At 61.7% G+C, this 17,124-nt stretch carries 23 protein-coding genes and 1 pseudogene; all 24 read right to left on the bottom strand.

Annotated elements, in window-relative coordinates; all coding sequences use genetic code 11:
* Positions 1 to 596: pseudogene (locus JFT86_RS29145) on the bottom strand (hypothetical protein); the annotation flags it as partial.
* Entirely contained in the window at positions 569 to 1,273 is a 705-nt protein-coding gene (locus tag JFT86_RS29140) for a hypothetical protein (protein ID WP_201239415.1), read from the bottom strand. The gene JFT86_RS29140 and the pseudogene JFT86_RS29145, both read right to left, overlap by 28 nt.
* Positions 1,270 to 1,824: a DNA-binding protein gene (locus JFT86_RS29135; protein ID WP_201233991.1), complete on the bottom strand. Its 555-nt coding sequence runs from the start codon at positions 1,822 to 1,824 to the stop codon at positions 1,270 to 1,272. Before JFT86_RS29135 ends, JFT86_RS29140 begins: the two co-directional genes overlap by 4 nt.
* Positions 1,821 to 2,744, bottom strand: a complete 924-nt coding sequence (locus JFT86_RS29130) for a hypothetical protein (protein ID WP_201234719.1) — start codon at positions 2,742 to 2,744, stop codon at positions 1,821 to 1,823. The genes JFT86_RS29135 and JFT86_RS29130 overlap by 4 nt, the downstream gene beginning before the upstream one ends.
* Entirely contained in the window at positions 2,741 to 3,448 is a 708-nt protein-coding gene (locus tag JFT86_RS29125) for a hypothetical protein (RefSeq protein ID WP_201233993.1), read from the bottom strand. The genes JFT86_RS29130 and JFT86_RS29125 overlap by 4 nt, the downstream gene beginning before the upstream one ends.
* Before the next feature lie 8 nt (positions 3,449 to 3,456).
* Positions 3,457 to 5,154 carry a phage tail protein gene (locus JFT86_RS29120; RefSeq protein WP_201239414.1) on the bottom strand — a complete coding sequence of 566 codons (1,698 nt, stop codon included), beginning with the start codon at positions 5,152 to 5,154 and terminating at the stop codon, positions 3,457 to 3,459.
* Between the two features lie 9 nt (positions 5,155 to 5,163).
* The gene (locus tag JFT86_RS29115; protein WP_128615526.1) at positions 5,164 to 5,688 is read right to left on the bottom strand and encodes a phage tail protein; all 525 of its coding nucleotides are present in this window, start codon (positions 5,686 to 5,688) and stop codon (positions 5,164 to 5,166) included.
* Positions 5,685 to 6,860 carry a baseplate J/gp47 family protein gene (locus JFT86_RS29110; RefSeq protein ID WP_201233995.1) on the bottom strand — a complete coding sequence of 392 codons (1,176 nt, stop codon included), beginning with the start codon at positions 6,858 to 6,860 and terminating at the stop codon, positions 5,685 to 5,687. Before JFT86_RS29110 ends, JFT86_RS29115 begins: the two co-directional genes overlap by 4 nt.
* On the bottom strand, positions 6,857 to 7,174 hold the full coding sequence (locus JFT86_RS29105) for a DUF2590 family protein (RefSeq protein WP_201233996.1): 318 nt from the start codon (positions 7,172 to 7,174) through the stop codon (positions 6,857 to 6,859). The genes JFT86_RS29110 and JFT86_RS29105 overlap by 4 nt, the downstream gene beginning before the upstream one ends.
* Positions 7,171 to 9,156: a phage tail tape measure protein gene (locus JFT86_RS29100; protein ID WP_201233997.1), complete on the bottom strand. Its 1,986-nt coding sequence runs from the start codon at positions 9,154 to 9,156 to the stop codon at positions 7,171 to 7,173. The genes JFT86_RS29105 and JFT86_RS29100 overlap by 4 nt, the downstream gene beginning before the upstream one ends.
* Positions 9,157 to 9,161: 5 nt before the next feature.
* Positions 9,162 to 9,314: a hypothetical protein gene (locus JFT86_RS29095; protein ID WP_158277045.1), complete on the bottom strand. Its 153-nt coding sequence runs from the start codon at positions 9,312 to 9,314 to the stop codon at positions 9,162 to 9,164.
* 11 nt (positions 9,315 to 9,325) lie between these two features.
* On the bottom strand, positions 9,326 to 9,619 hold the full coding sequence (locus tag JFT86_RS29090; RefSeq protein WP_201239413.1) for a putative phage tail assembly chaperone: 294 nt from the start codon (positions 9,617 to 9,619) through the stop codon (positions 9,326 to 9,328).
* Complete coding sequence (locus JFT86_RS29085; protein ID WP_201233998.1) at positions 9,616 to 10,143, bottom strand: lysis system i-spanin subunit Rz; 528 nt, start codon at positions 10,141 to 10,143, stop codon at positions 9,616 to 9,618. The genes JFT86_RS29090 and JFT86_RS29085 overlap by 4 nt, the downstream gene beginning before the upstream one ends.
* Positions 10,140 to 10,667 (bottom strand): lysozyme, encoded by a 528-nt coding sequence (locus tag JFT86_RS29080; protein ID WP_201233999.1) that lies wholly within the window; start codon positions 10,665 to 10,667, stop codon positions 10,140 to 10,142. The genes JFT86_RS29085 and JFT86_RS29080 overlap by 4 nt, the downstream gene beginning before the upstream one ends.
* Entirely contained in the window at positions 10,664 to 10,960 is a 297-nt protein-coding gene (locus JFT86_RS29075; RefSeq protein WP_128615521.1) for a hypothetical protein, read from the bottom strand. Before JFT86_RS29075 ends, JFT86_RS29080 begins: the two co-directional genes overlap by 4 nt.
* Entirely contained in the window at positions 10,960 to 11,169 is a 210-nt protein-coding gene (locus tag JFT86_RS29070; protein WP_116256721.1) for a TraR/DksA family transcriptional regulator, read from the bottom strand. The genes JFT86_RS29075 and JFT86_RS29070 overlap by 1 nt, the downstream gene beginning before the upstream one ends.
* A complete protein-coding gene (locus JFT86_RS29065) occupies positions 11,169 to 11,618 on the bottom strand; it encodes a phage protein (RefSeq protein ID WP_201234000.1) in 450 nt (149 codons plus the stop codon). Before JFT86_RS29065 ends, JFT86_RS29070 begins: the two co-directional genes overlap by 1 nt.
* A 6-nt stretch (positions 11,619 to 11,624) precedes the next feature.
* A complete protein-coding gene (locus JFT86_RS29060) occupies positions 11,625 to 12,740 on the bottom strand; it encodes a DUF2586 domain-containing protein (RefSeq protein WP_201239412.1) in 1,116 nt (371 codons plus the stop codon).
* An 11-nt stretch (positions 12,741 to 12,751) separates the two neighbouring features.
* Positions 12,752 to 13,432 (bottom strand): virion morphogenesis protein, encoded by a 681-nt coding sequence (locus JFT86_RS29055; protein WP_201234001.1) that lies wholly within the window; start codon positions 13,430 to 13,432, stop codon positions 12,752 to 12,754.
* Positions 13,422 to 13,871 carry a phage tail protein gene (locus JFT86_RS29050; RefSeq protein ID WP_201234002.1) on the bottom strand — a complete coding sequence of 150 codons (450 nt, stop codon included), beginning with the start codon at positions 13,869 to 13,871 and terminating at the stop codon, positions 13,422 to 13,424. Before JFT86_RS29050 ends, JFT86_RS29055 begins: the two co-directional genes overlap by 11 nt.
* Positions 13,868 to 14,326: a head completion/stabilization protein gene (locus JFT86_RS29045; RefSeq protein WP_201234043.1), complete on the bottom strand. Its 459-nt coding sequence runs from the start codon at positions 14,324 to 14,326 to the stop codon at positions 13,868 to 13,870. Before JFT86_RS29045 ends, JFT86_RS29050 begins: the two co-directional genes overlap by 4 nt.
* Positions 14,327 to 14,424: 98 nt before the next feature.
* Positions 14,425 to 15,147, bottom strand: a complete 723-nt coding sequence (gene gpM / locus JFT86_RS29040; protein WP_201234003.1) for a phage terminase small subunit — start codon at positions 15,145 to 15,147, stop codon at positions 14,425 to 14,427.
* Positions 15,144 to 16,163 (bottom strand): phage major capsid protein, P2 family, encoded by a 1,020-nt coding sequence (locus JFT86_RS29035; RefSeq protein WP_201234004.1) that lies wholly within the window; start codon positions 16,161 to 16,163, stop codon positions 15,144 to 15,146. Before JFT86_RS29035 ends, gpM begins: the two co-directional genes overlap by 4 nt.
* 1 nt (position 16,164) lies before the next feature.
* Positions 16,165 to 17,106 (bottom strand): GPO family capsid scaffolding protein, encoded by a 942-nt coding sequence (locus tag JFT86_RS29030; protein ID WP_201234005.1) that lies wholly within the window; start codon positions 17,104 to 17,106, stop codon positions 16,165 to 16,167.
* Between the last annotated feature and the right edge of the window lie 18 nt (positions 17,107 to 17,124).

Genomic DNA, 17,124 nt, shown 5'->3' with positions numbered 1-17,124 from the left:
AGCTTGAGCGCGCCCAGCGCTTCGATCGTTTTCACCCCACCCACCGTTTCGCTTGAATGATCGTCCACCGCCCGTGTGTGACTCTGGAACTGCTCGCGGTTATCCAGGGCTTCAACCTCGCGCTCGATCGCCTGGTCACGGATCTTGCCATCGGTCTGACGCAGCCAGTTTCCGTCGGCATCGACGCGCTGCTGGGCGGCAGCGCTGTGTTGCCACACCTGATCACCTTTCGGCACCTTCGGCATGCTCAGCCCATGCGGCAAGATCGATTGGATGTAGGGCTTGTTCGGCAGGCCGTAGGCGAAGCACACCACGACCCGCGTGCCTTCCTCTGGAAAGGCGTAAATGCCCATTTCCTCGCCACCGGTGGGCAGCGGCAACGGAACGCCAGTGAGCGGCGGCATGGCAGGGTCTGGTTCATCGTCAGGGCCAAGCACTTCGATGTCCACGGCATAGCGCGGCCGGAAGTCGTCACACAGTCCGGCGTCCGCCGGCGCGTCGGCCACGGCGGTAACCTGGGCAAAGCGCGGCAGGTGGTAACCACCAGTGAGTTCGGGAAATTGTCGCTCTACAGAGCGGCGGATTGCGTCGTCCATCGTATGGCCATCTGGTCGTTGGTGAGTGCAACGGTGGTAATGCGCTCGCCGTTGTTGATTGTTGCACCTGGTCGCAACCCGGGAAGGGCGGCGACCATGGCGCTCTGGTTGCCCTGGTAGCCGTCGAACAGCTCCGTGGGAATCTGCAGCGGCGCACGTGCGCCGAAAAAACTGTCAGCCCAACTGCCGGCGAACACTTCCCCGTTGCCCAGCTGGTGCCAGGTGAAGTCGGGAATGCTGAACACTCGGGCCAAACTGTCCATCGCCTGGTAACCGGCGGCGAGACTGTAGAAATACGGCGCCTTCACGCTGGCATAAGGCCGATCGGGGACACGAAAGCGCAGCCCGGTCTGTTCGCTGACCTGGGCCAGCACGCCGCGCAGATCCACATGACGCAAGTTCAACGGCAACGGGTTGGCCAGCACGGCGGCCAGCTCACGGCAAAACAGCACCTGTTCGACCGCATTGGCGGCCGTGCAGCGCTCGATGTAGCCAATGAAGTGCCGTTGCAGCGTGCCCTCGTTGTAGCCGATATCCAGCGTCACCAGCCCTTTCAGCGGCACAGAGGATTGAACGGTGAAGTTCGCCCGGCCGGGGCTGGTAGCGTCCAGCCTGACGTCCTCCTTGATGAGAGCGATGGGGGCGCCGTTGATGGAAAGTATCTTGTGCAGCTTCACGTCGGCTCACTCCCGCCCAGCCACTTATCCACACGTCCCAGCACCTTTTCGAAGCCGCTCAGCGCGGGGTTGTCGCTGGTCCCTTCACCGTTGCCGGCACCGCCGTCACCGACCGGGCTACCCGGGGCGCCTTGAGCGTCTACCTTGTTGCCGGCGCGCCGGCCTTCGACTTTCTCCGGGTTCGATTCGCGCTCGCTTAGCGTGAATTGCACAAGCCAGGCCTTCAGGGTGTCCGCTTCCCGGGCGCTGACGCCGTCGGAGAATTCCACCTGACGCACGCCGAAGGCTTCCGCCGTGTCGTTCACGATCCGGTACAGGTGCAATTGCCCGCCGCTGGCCGTGGTTTCAGCCATGCGCATCAGATCTGTCAGTTGGGTTTTATCCACAAAGGGAATCATCAGCGAGACGGCCAGCGTCTTGGGCTTAAAGCCCTTGTGGGCCTTGTCGGTGTTGCTGGTCTGGCCGGACATGTCGCCGCTCTCGATGCGTAGATTGGCCGTGACCTTGACGTTCTTGCCTTGGACTTTTTGCCCGTCGAGTAGCAGCGTCATAGGCCCACCAGCTCCTGGACAAAACTCAGCCCTTCTTTGCTGCCGACCAACAACAGGCCGGCGCACTGAATCCATTCGTGGCCCGGGGCGTCGCCGGCCAACAGTTCGCGGCGCAATTCGCCAGCGGTGCCCGGGCCGATCATCCGCGCGCGCATGCTGACGTCAGGGTTTCCCCCAGCCAAAAGCTTTTTCAGGTCAGCCAATTGTTTATCCCGTCCCTGCTGCTGGGCACTCTTGCGCGCTGCCAGCGCCGCCAGATCGGCCAACGGCGAGCTGTCGGCCGCGTAGCCCTCCAGCACCGCCAGTTGGCCGGCCATGGACTGTTTGGCAGCTTTGACCACTGTGCAACGTTCCAGCGGCAAACCCTGCCAGCGCGGCAGCGGCCCGGCGCCGGGGATCTCCCACTTTTCGCTTTCCAGCTTCAGCAGGTGTTGCGCCCGGCGCTCGGTGCGCACCAGGTCAGGAATCGGCAGCAGTGCATTGAATCGCGCCAAGCCGCTGGCCAGCTGTTCCAGGCGCGTGCCCAGGAACAGGATCGACAGCGCGTATTGCGGCCCAGTCGGACGCCCGCTGTCGCTGGCGTCTTCCAGCTTCTTGGCGAGATGCTCCAGCGCGTTGGGCGCTGACAGAAAGCGCTGATAGCCCGCACCTTGGCCAACGCCCCTTTGAAACGGTGTCACAACCAGACACGCCGGCACCTGGCCCAACTGCTCGGCCAGCGCTGCGCGTCCGGCCTTGATCGCGCCTTTTGCGGCATCACCGACCGGCCCCGGGCTGGTATTGGCCAACCCGCTCAGTCCGGCCAGGCGCTGGGCGGTGCTGGCCAGCTCTCCGCCAGCCAGATCCTTGGCGGCTGACAGTTCGCCCATCCATTGCGTGGCCTGCTCTGGCCAGCGCATCGTCACCGGTGCCCAGCTCATGCCGGCGGCGTCCAGGTGATGGCTTTCATGGCCTTCAGATCTTTGTCTTTCTGCGCCTTTGCCACAGCCTGGCGCAGTGTCTCGGCGTGCTGCTGTGCTGCCTGCCGGAAGCGCACCAGGTCAAGGCTGACTTTCTGCAACTGGGCGATGGTATGCGGCCGGAAGGCCAGCATCTGGGCGGCGTCATAACACGGGTAGACGTCATCCAGGCCCAGCAGCACCTGGCCGTTTAAATTCACCTGGTCATCAATCGCACTGCTGTAGCGGTACGGTTCGCCCAAGGCGCTGGAATTGAAGCCACCGGCGATGAAGGCCGTGCAGTCGGTGGCGATCGTTTGCAGTTTCTTGTCCCGCAGAGCAGCCAGCACAGCCTCAATGTCGTCGACCCATTGGCCGTCTTTCCAGATCTGATTCGGCCCGGGCTTTTGCATGGTGTAGCCGGACGGCACCGGTTCGAAGCCTTTCAGCGTTAGCGGTTCTCCGGTCTCGGTGCTGTAAACCATGACGCCGCCGAGGTAATCCACAAGCTGCCAGGCTTTGCCGTTCCACCACGCGGCTTTGTGTTCCGGAATCGCAGGGGGCGCCGTCTCCACGCAGCCACCGGGGATCAGATAAACGCCCGGCTCCAGCGGCGATTCGTCGGCCTCCACTGCACCGATGAAGATGCCTAGATGGTCGGTCTGATAAACGAGTTTGTCCGTCATGCTCGATCTCAATACTTGATGCAGAAAAGAAGGGCCATGTTCTTCGGCCGGGTTTCGGTACCGCCGTTGGCGGCGACGGTCACGGCGTGGGTGTGGGCACCGCCGCCACTGACACCAACGTTGTGCGCGTGCTGGCCAGCGGCGCCGATGCCGACGTTGTGTGCATGGTTGCCCTGGTAGTCGGTTCGCATCGGTCGCCCGTCGGCATTCTTCCCGCCACCAATCTCAAGCTCCGTCCAGACACTGCCGCCTGCTGGGTAACCAACGTTCACGCCGGCACCGTTATCGACAGTTCGGAACCCGTGGTCATGGTTACCCTGGGCATCAGTCCAGGCGCTGTGGACGTGGTTGCCTTGCGCATCTGTCCAGGCGGTGTGCAAGTGATCACCTACAGCAGCGGCCGAGGCTGTGTGAGCGTGCAAATGAAGAGCCATGTCCTGAAACGATCCGAAACCCCGACCGGGATCCACGCCGCGTCCATCGTCCCAACCTCGGGGAAACAGGCCGCGCATGTCTGGCAAGTTGAACGTGGTTGATCCGTCACCCGCGCCGTAAAGCGTTCCGAGCCATGAAAAGAGGCGTGCGTAAGTTGTGCGTGACACCGCCGCCCCGTTGCACTTCAGCCATCCCGCCGGCGCCCAGCTGATGGCGAACGCCGCCACCATGCCACTCAAGGTATCGCCGACTTGCGTTTTGAGTTTGTTTAGGGCTGCGGTCGTCGCCAAGATTTGGCTGCTGTTCGTGTCCGGATCATCGCTTTTCGCGTTGGGCAGGTTGCCCAGATCCACGTCCTCTTTTGTCGTGCCCCTGGCGCGCAGATTCGCGTAATCACCCTCACGCGCAGCGAAGTGTTGAACGAGTGGCCCAGCGATTGGCTCGGGCTGACGCTCGTCCCAGAACGCGGTCGGGGACGTGTAATGGGCGATCGGAACGCAGTAATGGCGCACGCCGGCGGCGTCGGTGTAGTCGGCCTGTTCGCCATAGACGACTTTCCACGTCGCTACCCGATCGTTCAACTGCCGTTCCAGGCAGACGTCGAGTGAGATTTTTCCAGCAGGAATAACGCCGGTGAACGGCAAAGGCTTCGCCAGCAAAACGCGGATGCCTTCAATGTAGGCAGTACCCGCGCCCAACTGAAACCCGTTTTCGCTCTTGCCGAATGCCAGCGAGTTACCGAAAAAACAGGCGCGCCCGTACAGCTCGCGATTGCTCAGCCGCTCACGCTCATCGACGCCGGCAAGGCGCACGGTGAAGTCATGCTGCCAGGTGCTGGCATCAATCGTGATGCCGGTCAGTTGCATGGCACCGTCATAGGCCACCAGAAAGTTTCGGGTGACGTTGTTGCCGATCTGCTGCGGTGGGATGTTCTTGCGCTTCTGCTGCAGCGGGACATAGGAGACGGCGAACAGCAGGCCGTCCGCATCCTCAAGGCCGACCCAGTTAAAGTCCCAGTCGCCGATATCCGACCCCAACTGGGCGCTGTACACGACCTGGTTGGGATTCACGAATCCGGCGTTTTCTTTGGGGATGTCGTAGACGTGGACAATCTGCCCCGCCGGCGGTTTGCCGGCAGCGCGGTCGACCGGAATTTCAGGGTTCAGGTCGGGCACGTTGGCGAAGATAAACCGCGTGATGGTCAGCGGTTTTTGTTGACCTTGTTTCAGGGCGATTTGGCTTTCGCCGGCCAAAGTAATACTGGCGCTCACGGTGCGCTCCTACAGGCTGGCAACCAGCGTTTGCTGGTCGTCGTTGAAGTCGATCAGGGCGATTTGCAGCCCCACGGGGGTGATGGTCACGAAGTCATAACGGCGACAGGTGCGGCCGTATTGCTGAATCAGCACACGCAACAGTTCAGGGTTCAGCGACAACTGAGCGTTGCTGAACTTCAGCAGTACGACGTCCCAATCCCGGTCGGGCTGGCGCTCCTCGATCTCGACGTAACCCACGCCAAGGCGCATGAATATGCGCTTGAGGCCGGCGGTGCTGCCGGCGTCGACGGAGTTGATAAAGGCGTATTTCACCCGCAGTCGGAACAGGGATTCCGGTTCACCTTGAAAGCGCGTCACGTCGCGCTGCCAGGCCCACAGTTCAAGAATGCTCATGTGGCAGGTGTCGGGATCGATCTGCGAATAGGGCCAGCGCAGCCAGCCGGTGACGGTTTCCCACCACGCCTGTGCAGCACTGACCAGCTTTGAAAGCTCTGTGCCTTCAAGCCAGAACGGCAATTTGATCTTGATCACTGAATCACCACCGTCAGGTTCTCCAGTCGAGGAATAGACAGACCATTCACCGCATCCACCATCGGCGTGATTTTCACGGCTTCAATGTTTGGGAATTGTTCGTGCAGCTCGGTGCAGAGGCGGCTTTTGCTGAATCGCGCTTGCGGATAAGTCAGCGTGGGCTGGTAGTCGCGGGGGGTGCTTTCGCGAAAGGCAGCACGCACAAAGAATTCCACCTCCTGCTTCAGTGTGGCTTTCTGCTCTGGCGTCTGATTCGGGAACGGCCAGACGTTCACGACCATGCTGGAGAGAGTTTCCGGCATGACCATGGCCAGCAGATCATCGCCGTGGCCATGGTTGCCTTGGTCGCGGATATGCGCGTTGATCTTTTCCAGGTAACTGGCCGCCGGCACACCCGCGTCAAACAGCACATAGGCGTTCGCACTGCCCGGCCCACGCGGTGCGCCGTGTTCGAAATAGACGCCGTCCGGACGTACGCCCGGGAAGGCCGAGATCATGGCGCGATACACCGCGTCGGTGTGCCACTGGTTCACCGCCGAGAACTGATTGCGCACACGCAAACGCAGCTGGTCGTTCGGTTCCGGATCCGCACCTGGTGATTCCAGCCAACCGTCCTTGTTCACCACCTGGACAATGCCGGGGATGGGCACCGGCAAGATCGCGTAGTAACCCGGGGCGAGGTTGAAGCCACTGCCGGACTCGATCGCCTCCACCGGCACTTCCAGCTGCAGCTGGCCTGCTGCGAATATCGCCGGCGCCGTGGTGATCAGTTTGTAGACGTTGCCGTTGATGGCCGCTGACTGCACCACAATGCCTTTTTCCAGCTCCAGCACGCCGTCCGGCACGGCCCGGGTAAACAGCAATTTGCCTTGGGCTTTGGTCGCGCCTTTACGCTCGACGTTGACCGCCCAAGCGAGCATGTCCAGCCAGGCGTCCACCGCCGTTTTCACAAAGAAGTTCGGCAGCACTGACAGACACAGAAAGTCCAGCAGCCACAACACCGGTTTGGTCACCAGCGCAGTCATCACCCGCCAGAACGGCGAATAACTGCTGGTGTTGGCCACCTTCGCGCCTTGGGCTTCAACCTCCTTTTCCCACGCGGCCTTCAAACCGGCCTCGGTGGTCGGGATGCCGGCGTCGGCGATCACCTTTTTAAAATCGACCTGGCTCACAGACTTACCTCAATCGAACCGAATTTCAGGGTTTTCGCAGTGACCAGGTACACGCCCGGTTCCTGCTGGGTGATGCGTGCCGTACCGGGCACCAGGCGCTGATCGTTCTCGACCAGCAGTTCCAGTTGCTGGATGCAGTCGCGCTGCCGCAGCCGATCGCGCTCAGCGACCAGCGTCACCAACAACCCGCTGTCGCGGATCATGTGAGCGATGTCCTGGGCGATGCAGGCGCGGTCATCGATGAGCAACGGCTGGTGTGACGGATCCAGTGCCAGGTCGTTGTCGACGATCAACAGGTCTATGTATTCGCTCATCCGCCGACCGCCATGGCGACCATGTTTTCCATCTCCAACGGGGTCATCGCCTTGCCCGTGTGAATGTTCACGTTCTCCACATGCGTGCCCTTGCTCTGGCTGCTGTTGTTGTTCTGGATGCTGGTCAGCAAGCCACCGGTCGGCACCGCTGAAGGGCGCGCCGGCGAAAGGCTGGGGATTGCCGCGTTGATGGTCTGCTGGGCTTTCTGCGCCGCGTTGGCGGTGTCAGCGGCATTGGTCGCGGCATCGACGCCAGGCACTTCAGGCATGCCGCCGAAACGCGCTTCGATGTTTACGCCCGGGATGCTGTTCAGCAGCTCGATCACGCCGTTAACGGCCGTGGTGAAAATGCCGACGATGCTGTCCCATGCCGCCTTGGCCATGCCTGACCAACCGCCCATTGAGTTAAACCAGTCGGACAGCTTCTGGAGCTTGTCGGCGACGAACTGGAACGCGGCCGTATTCATCAGGGCAGACGTCCATTCGTCCCAGTAGTGAACCGCCGCGACAATGACCGCCACCAATGCGAGAACACCGACCACAACCCAAACCATCGGGTTGGCCAACAGTGCCGCGTTGACCAGCCAGATCGCGCCCTGCCACAGCAGCATGGCGCCACGCACCAGGGCAAGGCCGGCGCTGAGCGTGTAGATCACGGCCATGTAAGCCAGGATCGCCAGTTTCTGCAGGACGAAGCCGGCGACCGTGCGCAGGTTGAGCAACTGGACAACCTTCCACACCGACACCAGCCCCAACCAGGTCATTCGTGCAACGCCGACCACCACGGTCAACAACGACATGGCGCCGACGATGGCCATGATGGTCAGTGCAGTGATGCCGATCACCCGGGTGATGTTGGGAAACAGTTGCGACCAGCGCACCAGGGTTTTGCCGATGTCCACCATCTTGTTCATGAACGGCGTCAGTACCGGGATCAGCACCTGGCCAAACACCACACGCATGACCTCGACCAGGGAAGCCCACTGTTGCCATGGATCGACCATGGCCCTGGCCATCTGCTCGGCGTTTTCGAGACCGCGCACCTTGCCCAACTGCTCGATGCCGTTGCGCAGCCGATCGGTGTCCTTGGCCAGCGCGCCGATTATCTGGGCGCCTTCACCGCCGAAGGCTTCGACCAGTTTGGCCCCGGCCGACGCTGTGGTCAGATCACCGAACTTGCCCTGCAGCTTGTCCAGAATGGTCATCATCGGCAGGACTTTGCCCTGCTGATCGGTGAACTGCATGCCCAGCTTTTCCGAGGCGGCGCCGATGTTCTCGAAAAACGCTTTGTAGCGCCCGCCGGCGTCGCCGCCCTCCATGGTGCTGCTCAGCGTGCCGATCACGGCCATCTGTTCGGCAAGGTCGACGCCCGATGTGGTGGCGATCGCGCCGGCTTCCTTGAAGGCGTCCTTCATCGCGGCGCCGCTCGTGCGAAACAGCTGCACGGCCAGCGCGGTTTGCCCGCCGAGTTTTTCCACCCACGCGCCCTTCCCCATCGCATCCGCTTGGGACTTCTGCAGGTTGTAGAGCGTGCCGACGTATTCACCCATGGTTTCGGCGTCAGACTTGGTGGCCTTCGCCAGCAAGTTACTGGTGTTGGTGAACGTGGCGAGCTGGTTGCCGGCAAGTCCCTTAATGGCGCCCTCGATCAGGTAAGCCGAGGCCACAAAATCCTTGGCGTTCTCGCCATAGCTGACGGCGAACTGCAGCGACTTGGCATTGAGCGCAGACAACGCATCCTCGGCCACGCCCAGCGATCGGACGTCGCCCAAGGCGCGATTGACCTCCAGCGCCGGTTCCATGGACTCACGAATCCCGACCACAGCCGCCGTCACGCCGGCCATGCCCAGGCCGATCGTCTTGATGTGCTGTTCGCTCTGATCCGCAAGCTCGGAAAAACCCATTTTCACCTTGCCCAGGGGCGCGGTGACCTTGTCGGTCAGGCTCAGGATGAAAGCCAGGCTGGCGCTACGGTCTGCCAATGTCGTTACCCGTTCAGCGCAAGAGCGATGCCGTTAGCCACGGCAAACTCCATGCGTTTCCAGTATTCGTCCTCCAGCCACTTGGCCGTCCCCATCGCCTCGGGCGTGGGTTCGGCACCAGGTAGCCAGCGGCTCGTCAGGGCCATGAGCTGGCCCAAGCCGTTTTCGCTTAAGCGCTCAGCGTGCTCGTGCGCTTTTTTACGATCACCTCGACGTTCGGCGCGTACTCCTCAAGCAGCGCGCCGGCGAGCTGCATCACCATCACGGGATTGCCCAGCAACGGTTTCAGCGTGGCCTTTTCCTCTTGCTTGACGGTGGTCATCAGCAGGTTGTTGCCCGGGGCGACCTTGTTGGTCTGGGTCAGGGCATTGAAGTATTTGGTCACGTCAGCCGGGGTCAGGCTGAACGTGAATTCCGCTTCGCCGACTACCAGGGTGATTTCGGTGTTGTTCTGTTGGCTCATGGTGTTGGTCTCTTGTTGAGGTTGGAAAAAGTGGTGTCCTGGTGCGCCTGCGATCGCAGGCACACGCCACGGACGTATTGCTGCAGTCCGAGGATCATTTGCCGGCTTAAGGCAAGCTGATCTCGGAGGGTGAAATAATCCGGTCTAGCGTCTGCTGCGAGTTCGGCGCGTCCTGCATCAGCCATGCGGGCGGTGCCGGCGGCGGCGGGCACAGATCCGGCGGCGGGACAGGTGGCGCGGACATGCAGCCGGCCAGTGCCATCGCCAACAGAGCGGCGCAGGCGCTTGTTTTCAGTGAGTGCATCGGTCAATTCCTTGGTGTTTCGCTGGTCGATCGCATCCCGCTCGGCCAGCATCTCGCCGCTGATCCGGGCCGCTTCACGCAGGCCGTTCGCTTCCCATTGCGCGCTGTCGCGCTCGCGCCTGGCGTCGTCGCGCTGATCGGTTACCCGATCAAAAGCCACCCACAGCAGCAAGGCGAGCAGCAGCACGAAAGGCGCCAAACGCAACGGGGAAAGACTCATTTCAGGCACAGTTCCATTTCAGCCAGCCGGCGGTTGTGCAGGCCTTGAACGAAGCGCTTGCGGCCCTGCGCGTCTGTCACATAAGCCCATACCGGCGTCTTGCCGTCCGGTGCCCAGGCCAACGCCCTGCAGCCGTCAGCGATGCGGCCGGCATTGATCAACGTCACCGCCCGACTGGCGCAAGTGCTGGGCACACCCACGTTGTGGCCATGGCTGGTCAGAGCGTCGAAGGTGTTCTGGCCCACCTTCGGGTTGGTGATGCAGTCGGCGAGCTGCAGCTGGGTTTTGCGGATCACCAGCTGCTCCACCTCCGCGCAACGCTCAGGCGACCAGTAATCACCGACCACCACCGGGAACGGGCTGGTATGTCGAGTGATGCCCTTGCAGACGCTGGGCAGTCCGCCGGCCAACTTGTCGGCATAGACGGTGTTCTGGCCGTTGCCCTCCCAAGTGCCCAGGAAGATCACCAACGGAGCGCTGGCCAGCGCAATCACACCGGCCTGAATCCTTCCGCGCAGCCTCATGGAAACCACACCCGCAGCAGTGCCGGCACAACCATCTGCAGCACAGAAGCGACCACCGTGAGAATGGTCAGCAAGCGCCCGACCTTCGCGCCGATGTCGTTTACCGCGACCGTCAGGGTCTGCTGGCCAGCGTTCAGTTCCGACAGTTGACCGGCCATGTGTTCAAACCCCTGTTCCAACTTGGTCACGCGGGTAGGCACCGTTTCGTGGCGGTCTTCCAACTCGCTCAGCCGGTGTTCGAACACCGCGAATCTCTGTTCCAGCGTTCCGAGGCGTACGGTTTCGGTCGTCATCAGCGTTTACTCTGCTCAAAGCCCGTCTGGCACGGGACGCATCTCGTTTTACCGCCCAGCGCACGGCGTGCCGGCGGGATCTCTTTGTCGCAGTCCTCGCAATGGGTCAGGCTTGGCCCAACCGGCACAGGCGTCAGTAGCTGGGCCTTGATCGCCTGGTCACGTTGGCGTTGCTCCAGCTCCTGAGCGCGGTCGAACCAGTCCACCATTAACGGATCCCCTCGATCTCGGCCGCAGCCAGGTAGGGAACGCCGTTGATGTGGATAAAGTCCGGACTGGTGACGTCGAACGGCACCTTGTGTTTGGTCTTCTCGCCACCCTTCGGGTCGATCGACAACAGGCTGGAGATCTTCACCTTGCAGCCGAACGCCTCCACACGCAGTTCGTCCTCACCGGCCTTGGCGAAGAACACCGCATCGAACGGTTTCAACTCGCGATAGCTGCCCGCCGATCGCGCCGCGTCGATCAGCAACTCAAAGTTGGAGCTATCCAGCTCCAGTTCACCGGCAGCGGCCACGTCGCCGTCGACGTAACCGTCAGGCACGCCCCGGGTTTGGGCCACGGCCGAGTTGTCGGTGATGTCCAGGGTGCAGCTTTCGACGTGCAGCGCGATATCGCCCAGGCTCACGTCGAAGTTCTTGCCGCCAATCTTTGCCATGGGGCGTTACTCCGCTTTGTCAGTGGAAAGATCCAGGGCAATGTTCGCCGTGAGGTCTTTCGGGCAGTTGAGGGGTTTGAGCTTGATGTAGGCCGCGACTTTGGTTTTGCTCTGCCACTCCAGCACCAGGTCGCCGTCTTTCGGCGGCTCGATGTCACCGGGAAACACCTCGCCGTTGAACTTGATGGACTTCGCCATGGCTCGCAGTGGCGCCATCAATTGGTTGGTATTCACCGCCATGCTGTTGGGCGTGTTGTTCAAGCGACGATCAGCGACACGGCGGATCAGCAGCGGACGGATCAGGCGAGCGGCCTTATCGGTGATGCGCAGGTATTCCACGACCTGAAAGTCACTACCGGGGGTGTCCAGCATGTTGCAGTCACCCCAGTACACACCCGGATAGTCGGGGTAGGTCTGGGTGACAGAAAACCGCGCCCGATCCAGTTCACTGCGTACAGCGGACGGCAGCGGAATCAGCTCGCTATCAATAGGCACGTCGCCAAGCCCCAACACCGGGCCGGTGGCCACGCGCATCGGGCTATCAGCAATGCTCACAGCCGAGTTGGCCAAGCGGCCAGCCAGCACGCCCAGGTCATTACCGTGCAGTTGCGGTACAGGTGAAACGCGCGGCGCTGCCAGACCCGCTACCAACGCTTTTTGCTCGGTGAGGTACTGCGCCCAGGTCTGGTCGACGGCGATGCCGGCACTGCTCGCCAGAAAGAAAACCCGGCGGCCGTAGGTATTGTTGAGGGCAACGGCCGCGTCATGCATGGCCGACAGTTCATCCCCCTTTGCGACAGGCTTGGTGACGATTACCGCTTCCACCGACAATCCTTGTTGCTGAGTTTTTTGGAGTGCGGTTGCCCAATCACCCTCGGGACCGATCGGGGCCGCCATGCAGGCCCAGCGCTGGCCACCGTTCAAGCGAGCGGCGGTAATCTGGGTTTTCAGGTCGTTCGCCGGGATGCCCAGGGCGGCGTCCAGATCGCTGTCGGTGTTCAGCGGGATGACCTGGCCGACGTTTTTGGCGGCGGGGCCGATGAAAAGAAAGTAACGCTCAACCTCTGTCACGGCACCCTGGCCTAGATTGAGGTTGTCGACGGTGACTTGACCGAGTGCCATGTAGTGCCTCGTTAACGGGGTGAAGTTAGGATTTGTTGAAAGACCTGGTTAACCAGCTCGCGGGTTTCATTGCCGGTCGCCACGCCGAGGAACTGACGTTTTGGCAGGGTGATGTCCCAACTTTGCGCGCCAGATGTCTCGGTTTTCTCATCGTTCAGAATGCGGATCAGCAGACCGGCCTTGGCGTAGTTCACATGCTGTTGAATCCATGCAACCGAAGGCCGGGCCGGCGTCTTCTTGCCCTTCTGGCGGACGCGAAAACCCAAACGGCGCAGGCGTTTCGCCTGTTTGTCGGTGCAAGCGATGCCAGGCGGGACGGTGTTCCAGCGGCGCATCTGTGCAGCCGTGCGCCGCTCGGTGGCGCCGTTGTGCTGCTGCGTGGCGACCCATCGAGTCAGCGCGTTTTTCCAACCCAGTTCGGCTTCGTCGGCACTGACTCGCGTGACTTGCAGCAGCTTGGCCAGCCCGGCTTCCATCTTTTTCTTGCCCTTGGCTGATCCCTTGCGTTCAGCGAACGGCGAGCCGTCGACGTTTTGCTGGGCGCGCTGACGCTTGCGGCTCATCGAGCGCACGCGCTTGGTGACGTTGTTCAGCAGACGACGGCGCAGCACCGGCGGCAGCTCCAGCAGCGCCAGTTGAGCGTCGACGTTGAGTAAGCCCCTGACATCGAGGTCGCACGGATTAGCGGTCACCGGTGGCCACCTCGCCGTTCTCGGCAACCCACAGGTCAAACGGGACGAAAGCCCAGGTCTTACCGAAGGCGCCGATCTCGCCGGCAGGGTCTTCGGCCAGATACTGCGGCTCGACAAACTCCAGCGTGATTTCCACGTCGAAGAGGTCGTTATCCAACGGTTCTACAAGGAACTCCGGCGCCGGCAGTTCGTGGTGGTCGCGGTTGGAGTCGTGGTTTTCCAACCAACTCCCAACCAGAGCCATCAGGCGCGCCGGATGGTCGGCGAAACGCTCCAGGACAATCGCGGCGCGATAGTGCATGTCGGCAAAGTGCATGCCGTCGATGTCGGGTTTCCAGATCAGCGAGAGCTTCACCTGCTCGGTGAAACTGTCGAGCTGTTCAGGCGCGACCAGATGGCGTTCCCGTAGGTAGGCGGTCAACCCTTGCAACTTGGTCACAGCAGCGCCGCCGTGATTCGGCCACGGCCTTGCAGGGCACGAACGGCGGATTGGCTGAATGCCAAGAAGGTTTCTTTAAGCTCGGGCGCTTCCTTGGCGGTGTTCTCAGCGCTTTCGCGGCGGGTAACCGATGCAAATTGAGGCAAGGCGCTGGCCTTGGCGCGGCAATACACGGCGCGCTTGTACAAGCTGACCCGCAGTGCGCTTTCAGGCGTCGACGGTTCGGCCGCTTCGACATTGGCAATGCCGAGGAGCCGCCAGCGGTTTTTGAGCTTGGCCAGGTCTGTATTGACCTCGGCCATGGCAATACTCAGGGCGTCGACCAGCAACGTGCCCAGGAACTCCGCCGGCAGGCGGTAGCCCTTCTGGAACTCGGTCACGGAGAGGTTCGGCCAAAAGCCGTCGTTCTCAATCGTCTGTTCCACAAAGGTGGTCGGGTTCCCGGAAAAGCTCATTGCTAGCCGCTCAAATAGGGCGGGGAGACTGTTTTCCGTGGGGCTGGCCATGAATGGCAGACACACGTCCACAGTTCCCCGCTGGGGGGGGTAGTCGGTTATTGGGCGCCGATCACGGCGGGTGCTTGTTTGGCGATCGCCTTGCGGCACTTCGCAATGCGCGTCTCATTGCCGGCTTTCGCGTACAGCTCGGTGGAGCGTTCCAGATGCTGGAGCGCGGTTTCCCACTGCTCGGCCTCCATGGCGCGCATGCCGATCAACTTGTGGTACTTGCTCGGGATCTGTTCGGTCAGCTCCCATTCACCGTCGACACGCGGCAGCAGATAGGACAGGTACGGCTCCGGGCTGCGTTGCGCGTTGTATTCGGCGTAAGCCCAATCGATCACGGCGTCCGCAACGAAGGTTTGCACGTCGCGGCGCTTAAACCGCTCGGGCATCTCCTGGCCCTGCCCGATCGCAAAGTCCGCGAGTGCCAGGCCGTCTTCGAACTGCTCGGTGTCGAACAGCCAGACCATCACCTGCACCAGAACGCGATTCGGCATCACCAGACCCGAGTCCTTGTAGCGCTGAATGAAATCCTGGTACTTGGGCAACAGCTCCTCGCGCTTGAGTGCCTGACGCCCAGCGAGCCCCTTGATATCGCTCAGGCGCTGCAGATCCTGATCCAGCGACGCTTCCATCAGCAGCAGGTGCTTTTTCGCGTTGGCCGGGCTGCTCAGGGCTTCCGCCGGCGAATACGCCGCCGGTGCCGCTGCAGCAGCAATCACTGCAGCGGTTCCTTGAGCCAAAGTGCGGCGCTTGTGCGCGAGAGCCAGGCTCACTTCACCAGCTCCACGTTCTCGGTCAGCGCGATTTTCTCCAGCTGCTCGATCACATAGCCTTCATTGCGGCTGTTGTAATCCTCGACGCGGGAGCGTTTCGGGTTGTCCACGGTTTGCTTGCGCCAGCTGGAGTCCTGGAAGTAGATCGAAAGGTTGTCCCAGCTAGTGACCAGCACAGCGTTGACTGGGAAGAACGGCACGCTGAAGCTTGGCAAACCGCCGTAGGTGGCGATCACCTGGGCATCTTCGATGCGCTCTTTCTCGGTCGGCACGTCGCCTTGCTTGGCGTACAACTTCGCCTTATCGGCCGCCAACAGGTCGGAACCGATGATCGCGACCAGGTCACCACCGTCGCGCAGACGCTCGTCCACCATTTGCTTGGTGTCATGCACCAGGGCGTCAAGGTTGGCGTAATCACCGTCCACCCCCAAGGTGACTTTGCCGGCGGCTTTGCCTTCCTTGAGCACCTGCTGCGGCGCTTGCTCGCGCAGTTGCTGCAGCCAGCCTTTGTTCACGTCCTGCAGCATCGGGTAAGCAGCGATATCAGTCTGCGCAGCCGCTTTCACACCGTGGAAACCGACCATGATGCGATCGAGGGCGATCTGCTTCTGCACTGCAGCGGAATAGCGCTGGTGGAAGTCCGGGAATTTGGCCCAGGCGTCGATTTTTGCGTACGGCAGACCCACGTCCGACTCGGTGGACGAGAGTTCGTAGGTGGAGTTGTCCAGCTCGGAAGCGTCTTTCGCTTCGCGATCGGTGGTTTTGGTGTTGGTGCGGCCCGTGACTGGGCCGGACACGCCGATAAACACCTTCTCGCCCTTGATCTCGGTCACCGGAATGACGTTGATGCGCTGCAGGAAGTCCGCTTTTGCCGTGATTGCGTCGTTCAGCTCCTGGGCGATCGACGGTTCAACGGAAAACATCTTGCTGGACAGCGCGACACCGTAGGTCTCGGCGATCGCCAGCTGCATTTCGGCGTACATCTTGGCGCCGTAGGCGCTCAGGGAACGAGCCATGTCAGAGCACCCGCACTTTGGATTTGTCGGCGGCACCGGTGGAGCGTGGCAGCTGACGACCATTGGTAGTGTTTTTCAGTGCGGTGAACTCTTTTTGCAGCGTGGTGAACGCTGCCAGCAAGGCCTTGTTCCCGCCACCGGTACGCTGAAATTCGCGCTCAGCCTCTGCAGTCGTGACGATATCGTCTACGGCCGCAGTTACGTCGTCGATCGGGGCTTGATCGGGTTCTGGTGCGTCTTCAGCGGCAGGCTCGATCACGGCCTGAATGCCAGCGGCGACGACCAGCAGCTGGGCCAGCAGGGCTTTGAGGGCCGTTGCAGTAGCTTCATCCATTGGGGGTTTGCTCTCGGTTGGGGTTTGCGGAGTGGTTTCGGTGGGGGTGTCTTCAATGCCGAAACACTTGAACAAGCGGGTGAACATCGTAGCGAGACGTCCGATCTCGCCCGGCGGCTCGGTCTCAGTCGTGTTCTTGGTCACGGGCAGCGGGCCGAGTTCCAGCGAAGCGGCGTAATACGCGGCGCGGCTGGTTCGCTGGGAGAAATACAGCTCTTGGGTGCCGAGGCTGGCCGGCTCGTCGGTCACGGCGAGGCCGGTCAAATAGGCCTTGCCGGTGCCCGCGAAATTTGGGGTGATCTCAATGCTGGTGAACAGCTTCTGGCCCTGGTCGTTGAGGTACAGAAGGCGGTCGTTTGGTTTCAGCTGCGCTTCCAAGGCAATTTGCCCCGGTTCCAGATCGTCGCCCTCTTCCACCAGGCGCACGGCAAATACGGTGCCGTGCGACCCTGTCCAGCGTTCGTGGTCACACCAGATCACAGCGGTGTATTTGGCCGGGGTGTAGGTCTCGGCGATGTCGCGCAGTTCCTGGGGAAGGATGTCGCGGCCATCAATGGTCGGGCCGCTGGTGGCGACACGTTTCCAGTAGGAGACAAGGGAACGGGGCATGAGTGGTAACTGCGCTCA

Source organism: Pseudomonas sp. TH06 (genome assembly GCF_016651305.1).
Classification (GTDB): Bacteria; Pseudomonadota; Gammaproteobacteria; order Pseudomonadales; family Pseudomonadaceae; genus Aquipseudomonas.
This window is presented reverse-complemented; position numbering and strand designations above follow the sequence as displayed.

Excerpts from the sequence above, each read along its gene's own strand:
- JFT86_RS29135 (WP_201233991.1), bottom strand. The coding sequence starts at position 1,824 with ATGACGCTGCTACTCGACGGGCAAAAAGTCCAAGGCAAGAACGTCAAG.
- JFT86_RS29130 (WP_201234719.1), bottom strand. The coding sequence starts at position 2,744 with ATGAGCTGGGCACCGGTGACGATGCGCTGGCCAGAGCAGGCCACGCAA.
- JFT86_RS29125 (WP_201233993.1), bottom strand. The coding sequence starts at position 3,448 with ATGACGGACAAACTCGTTTATCAGACCGACCATCTAGGCATCTTCATC.
- JFT86_RS29105 (WP_201233996.1), bottom strand. The coding sequence starts at position 7,174 with ATGAGCGAATACATAGACCTGTTGATCGTCGACAACGACCTGGCACTG.
- JFT86_RS29090 (WP_201239413.1), bottom strand. The coding sequence starts at position 9,619 with ATGAGCCAACAGAACAACACCGAAATCACCCTGGTAGTCGGCGAAGCG.
- JFT86_RS29085 (WP_201233998.1), bottom strand. The coding sequence starts at position 10,143 with ATGAGTCTTTCCCCGTTGCGTTTGGCGCCTTTCGTGCTGCTGCTCGCC.
- JFT86_RS29080 (WP_201233999.1), bottom strand. The coding sequence starts at position 10,667 with ATGAGGCTGCGCGGAAGGATTCAGGCCGGTGTGATTGCGCTGGCCAGC.
- JFT86_RS29075 (WP_128615521.1), bottom strand. The coding sequence starts at position 10,960 with ATGACGACCGAAACCGTACGCCTCGGAACGCTGGAACAGAGATTCGCG.
- JFT86_RS29070 (WP_116256721.1), bottom strand. The coding sequence starts at position 11,169 with ATGGTGGACTGGTTCGACCGCGCTCAGGAGCTGGAGCAACGCCAACGT.
- JFT86_RS29065 (WP_201234000.1), bottom strand. The coding sequence starts at position 11,618 with ATGGCAAAGATTGGCGGCAAGAACTTCGACGTGAGCCTGGGCGATATC.
- JFT86_RS29060 (WP_201239412.1), bottom strand. The coding sequence starts at position 12,740 with ATGGCACTCGGTCAAGTCACCGTCGACAACCTCAATCTAGGCCAGGGT.
- JFT86_RS29045 (WP_201234043.1), bottom strand. The coding sequence starts at position 14,326 with ATGAGCTTTTCCGGGAACCCGACCACCTTTGTGGAACAGACGATTGAG.
- JFT86_RS29035 (WP_201234004.1), bottom strand. The coding sequence starts at position 16,163 with ATGGCTCGTTCCCTGAGCGCCTACGGCGCCAAGATGTACGCCGAAATG.
- JFT86_RS29030 (WP_201234005.1), bottom strand. The coding sequence starts at position 17,106 with ATGCCCCGTTCCCTTGTCTCCTACTGGAAACGTGTCGCCACCAGCGGC.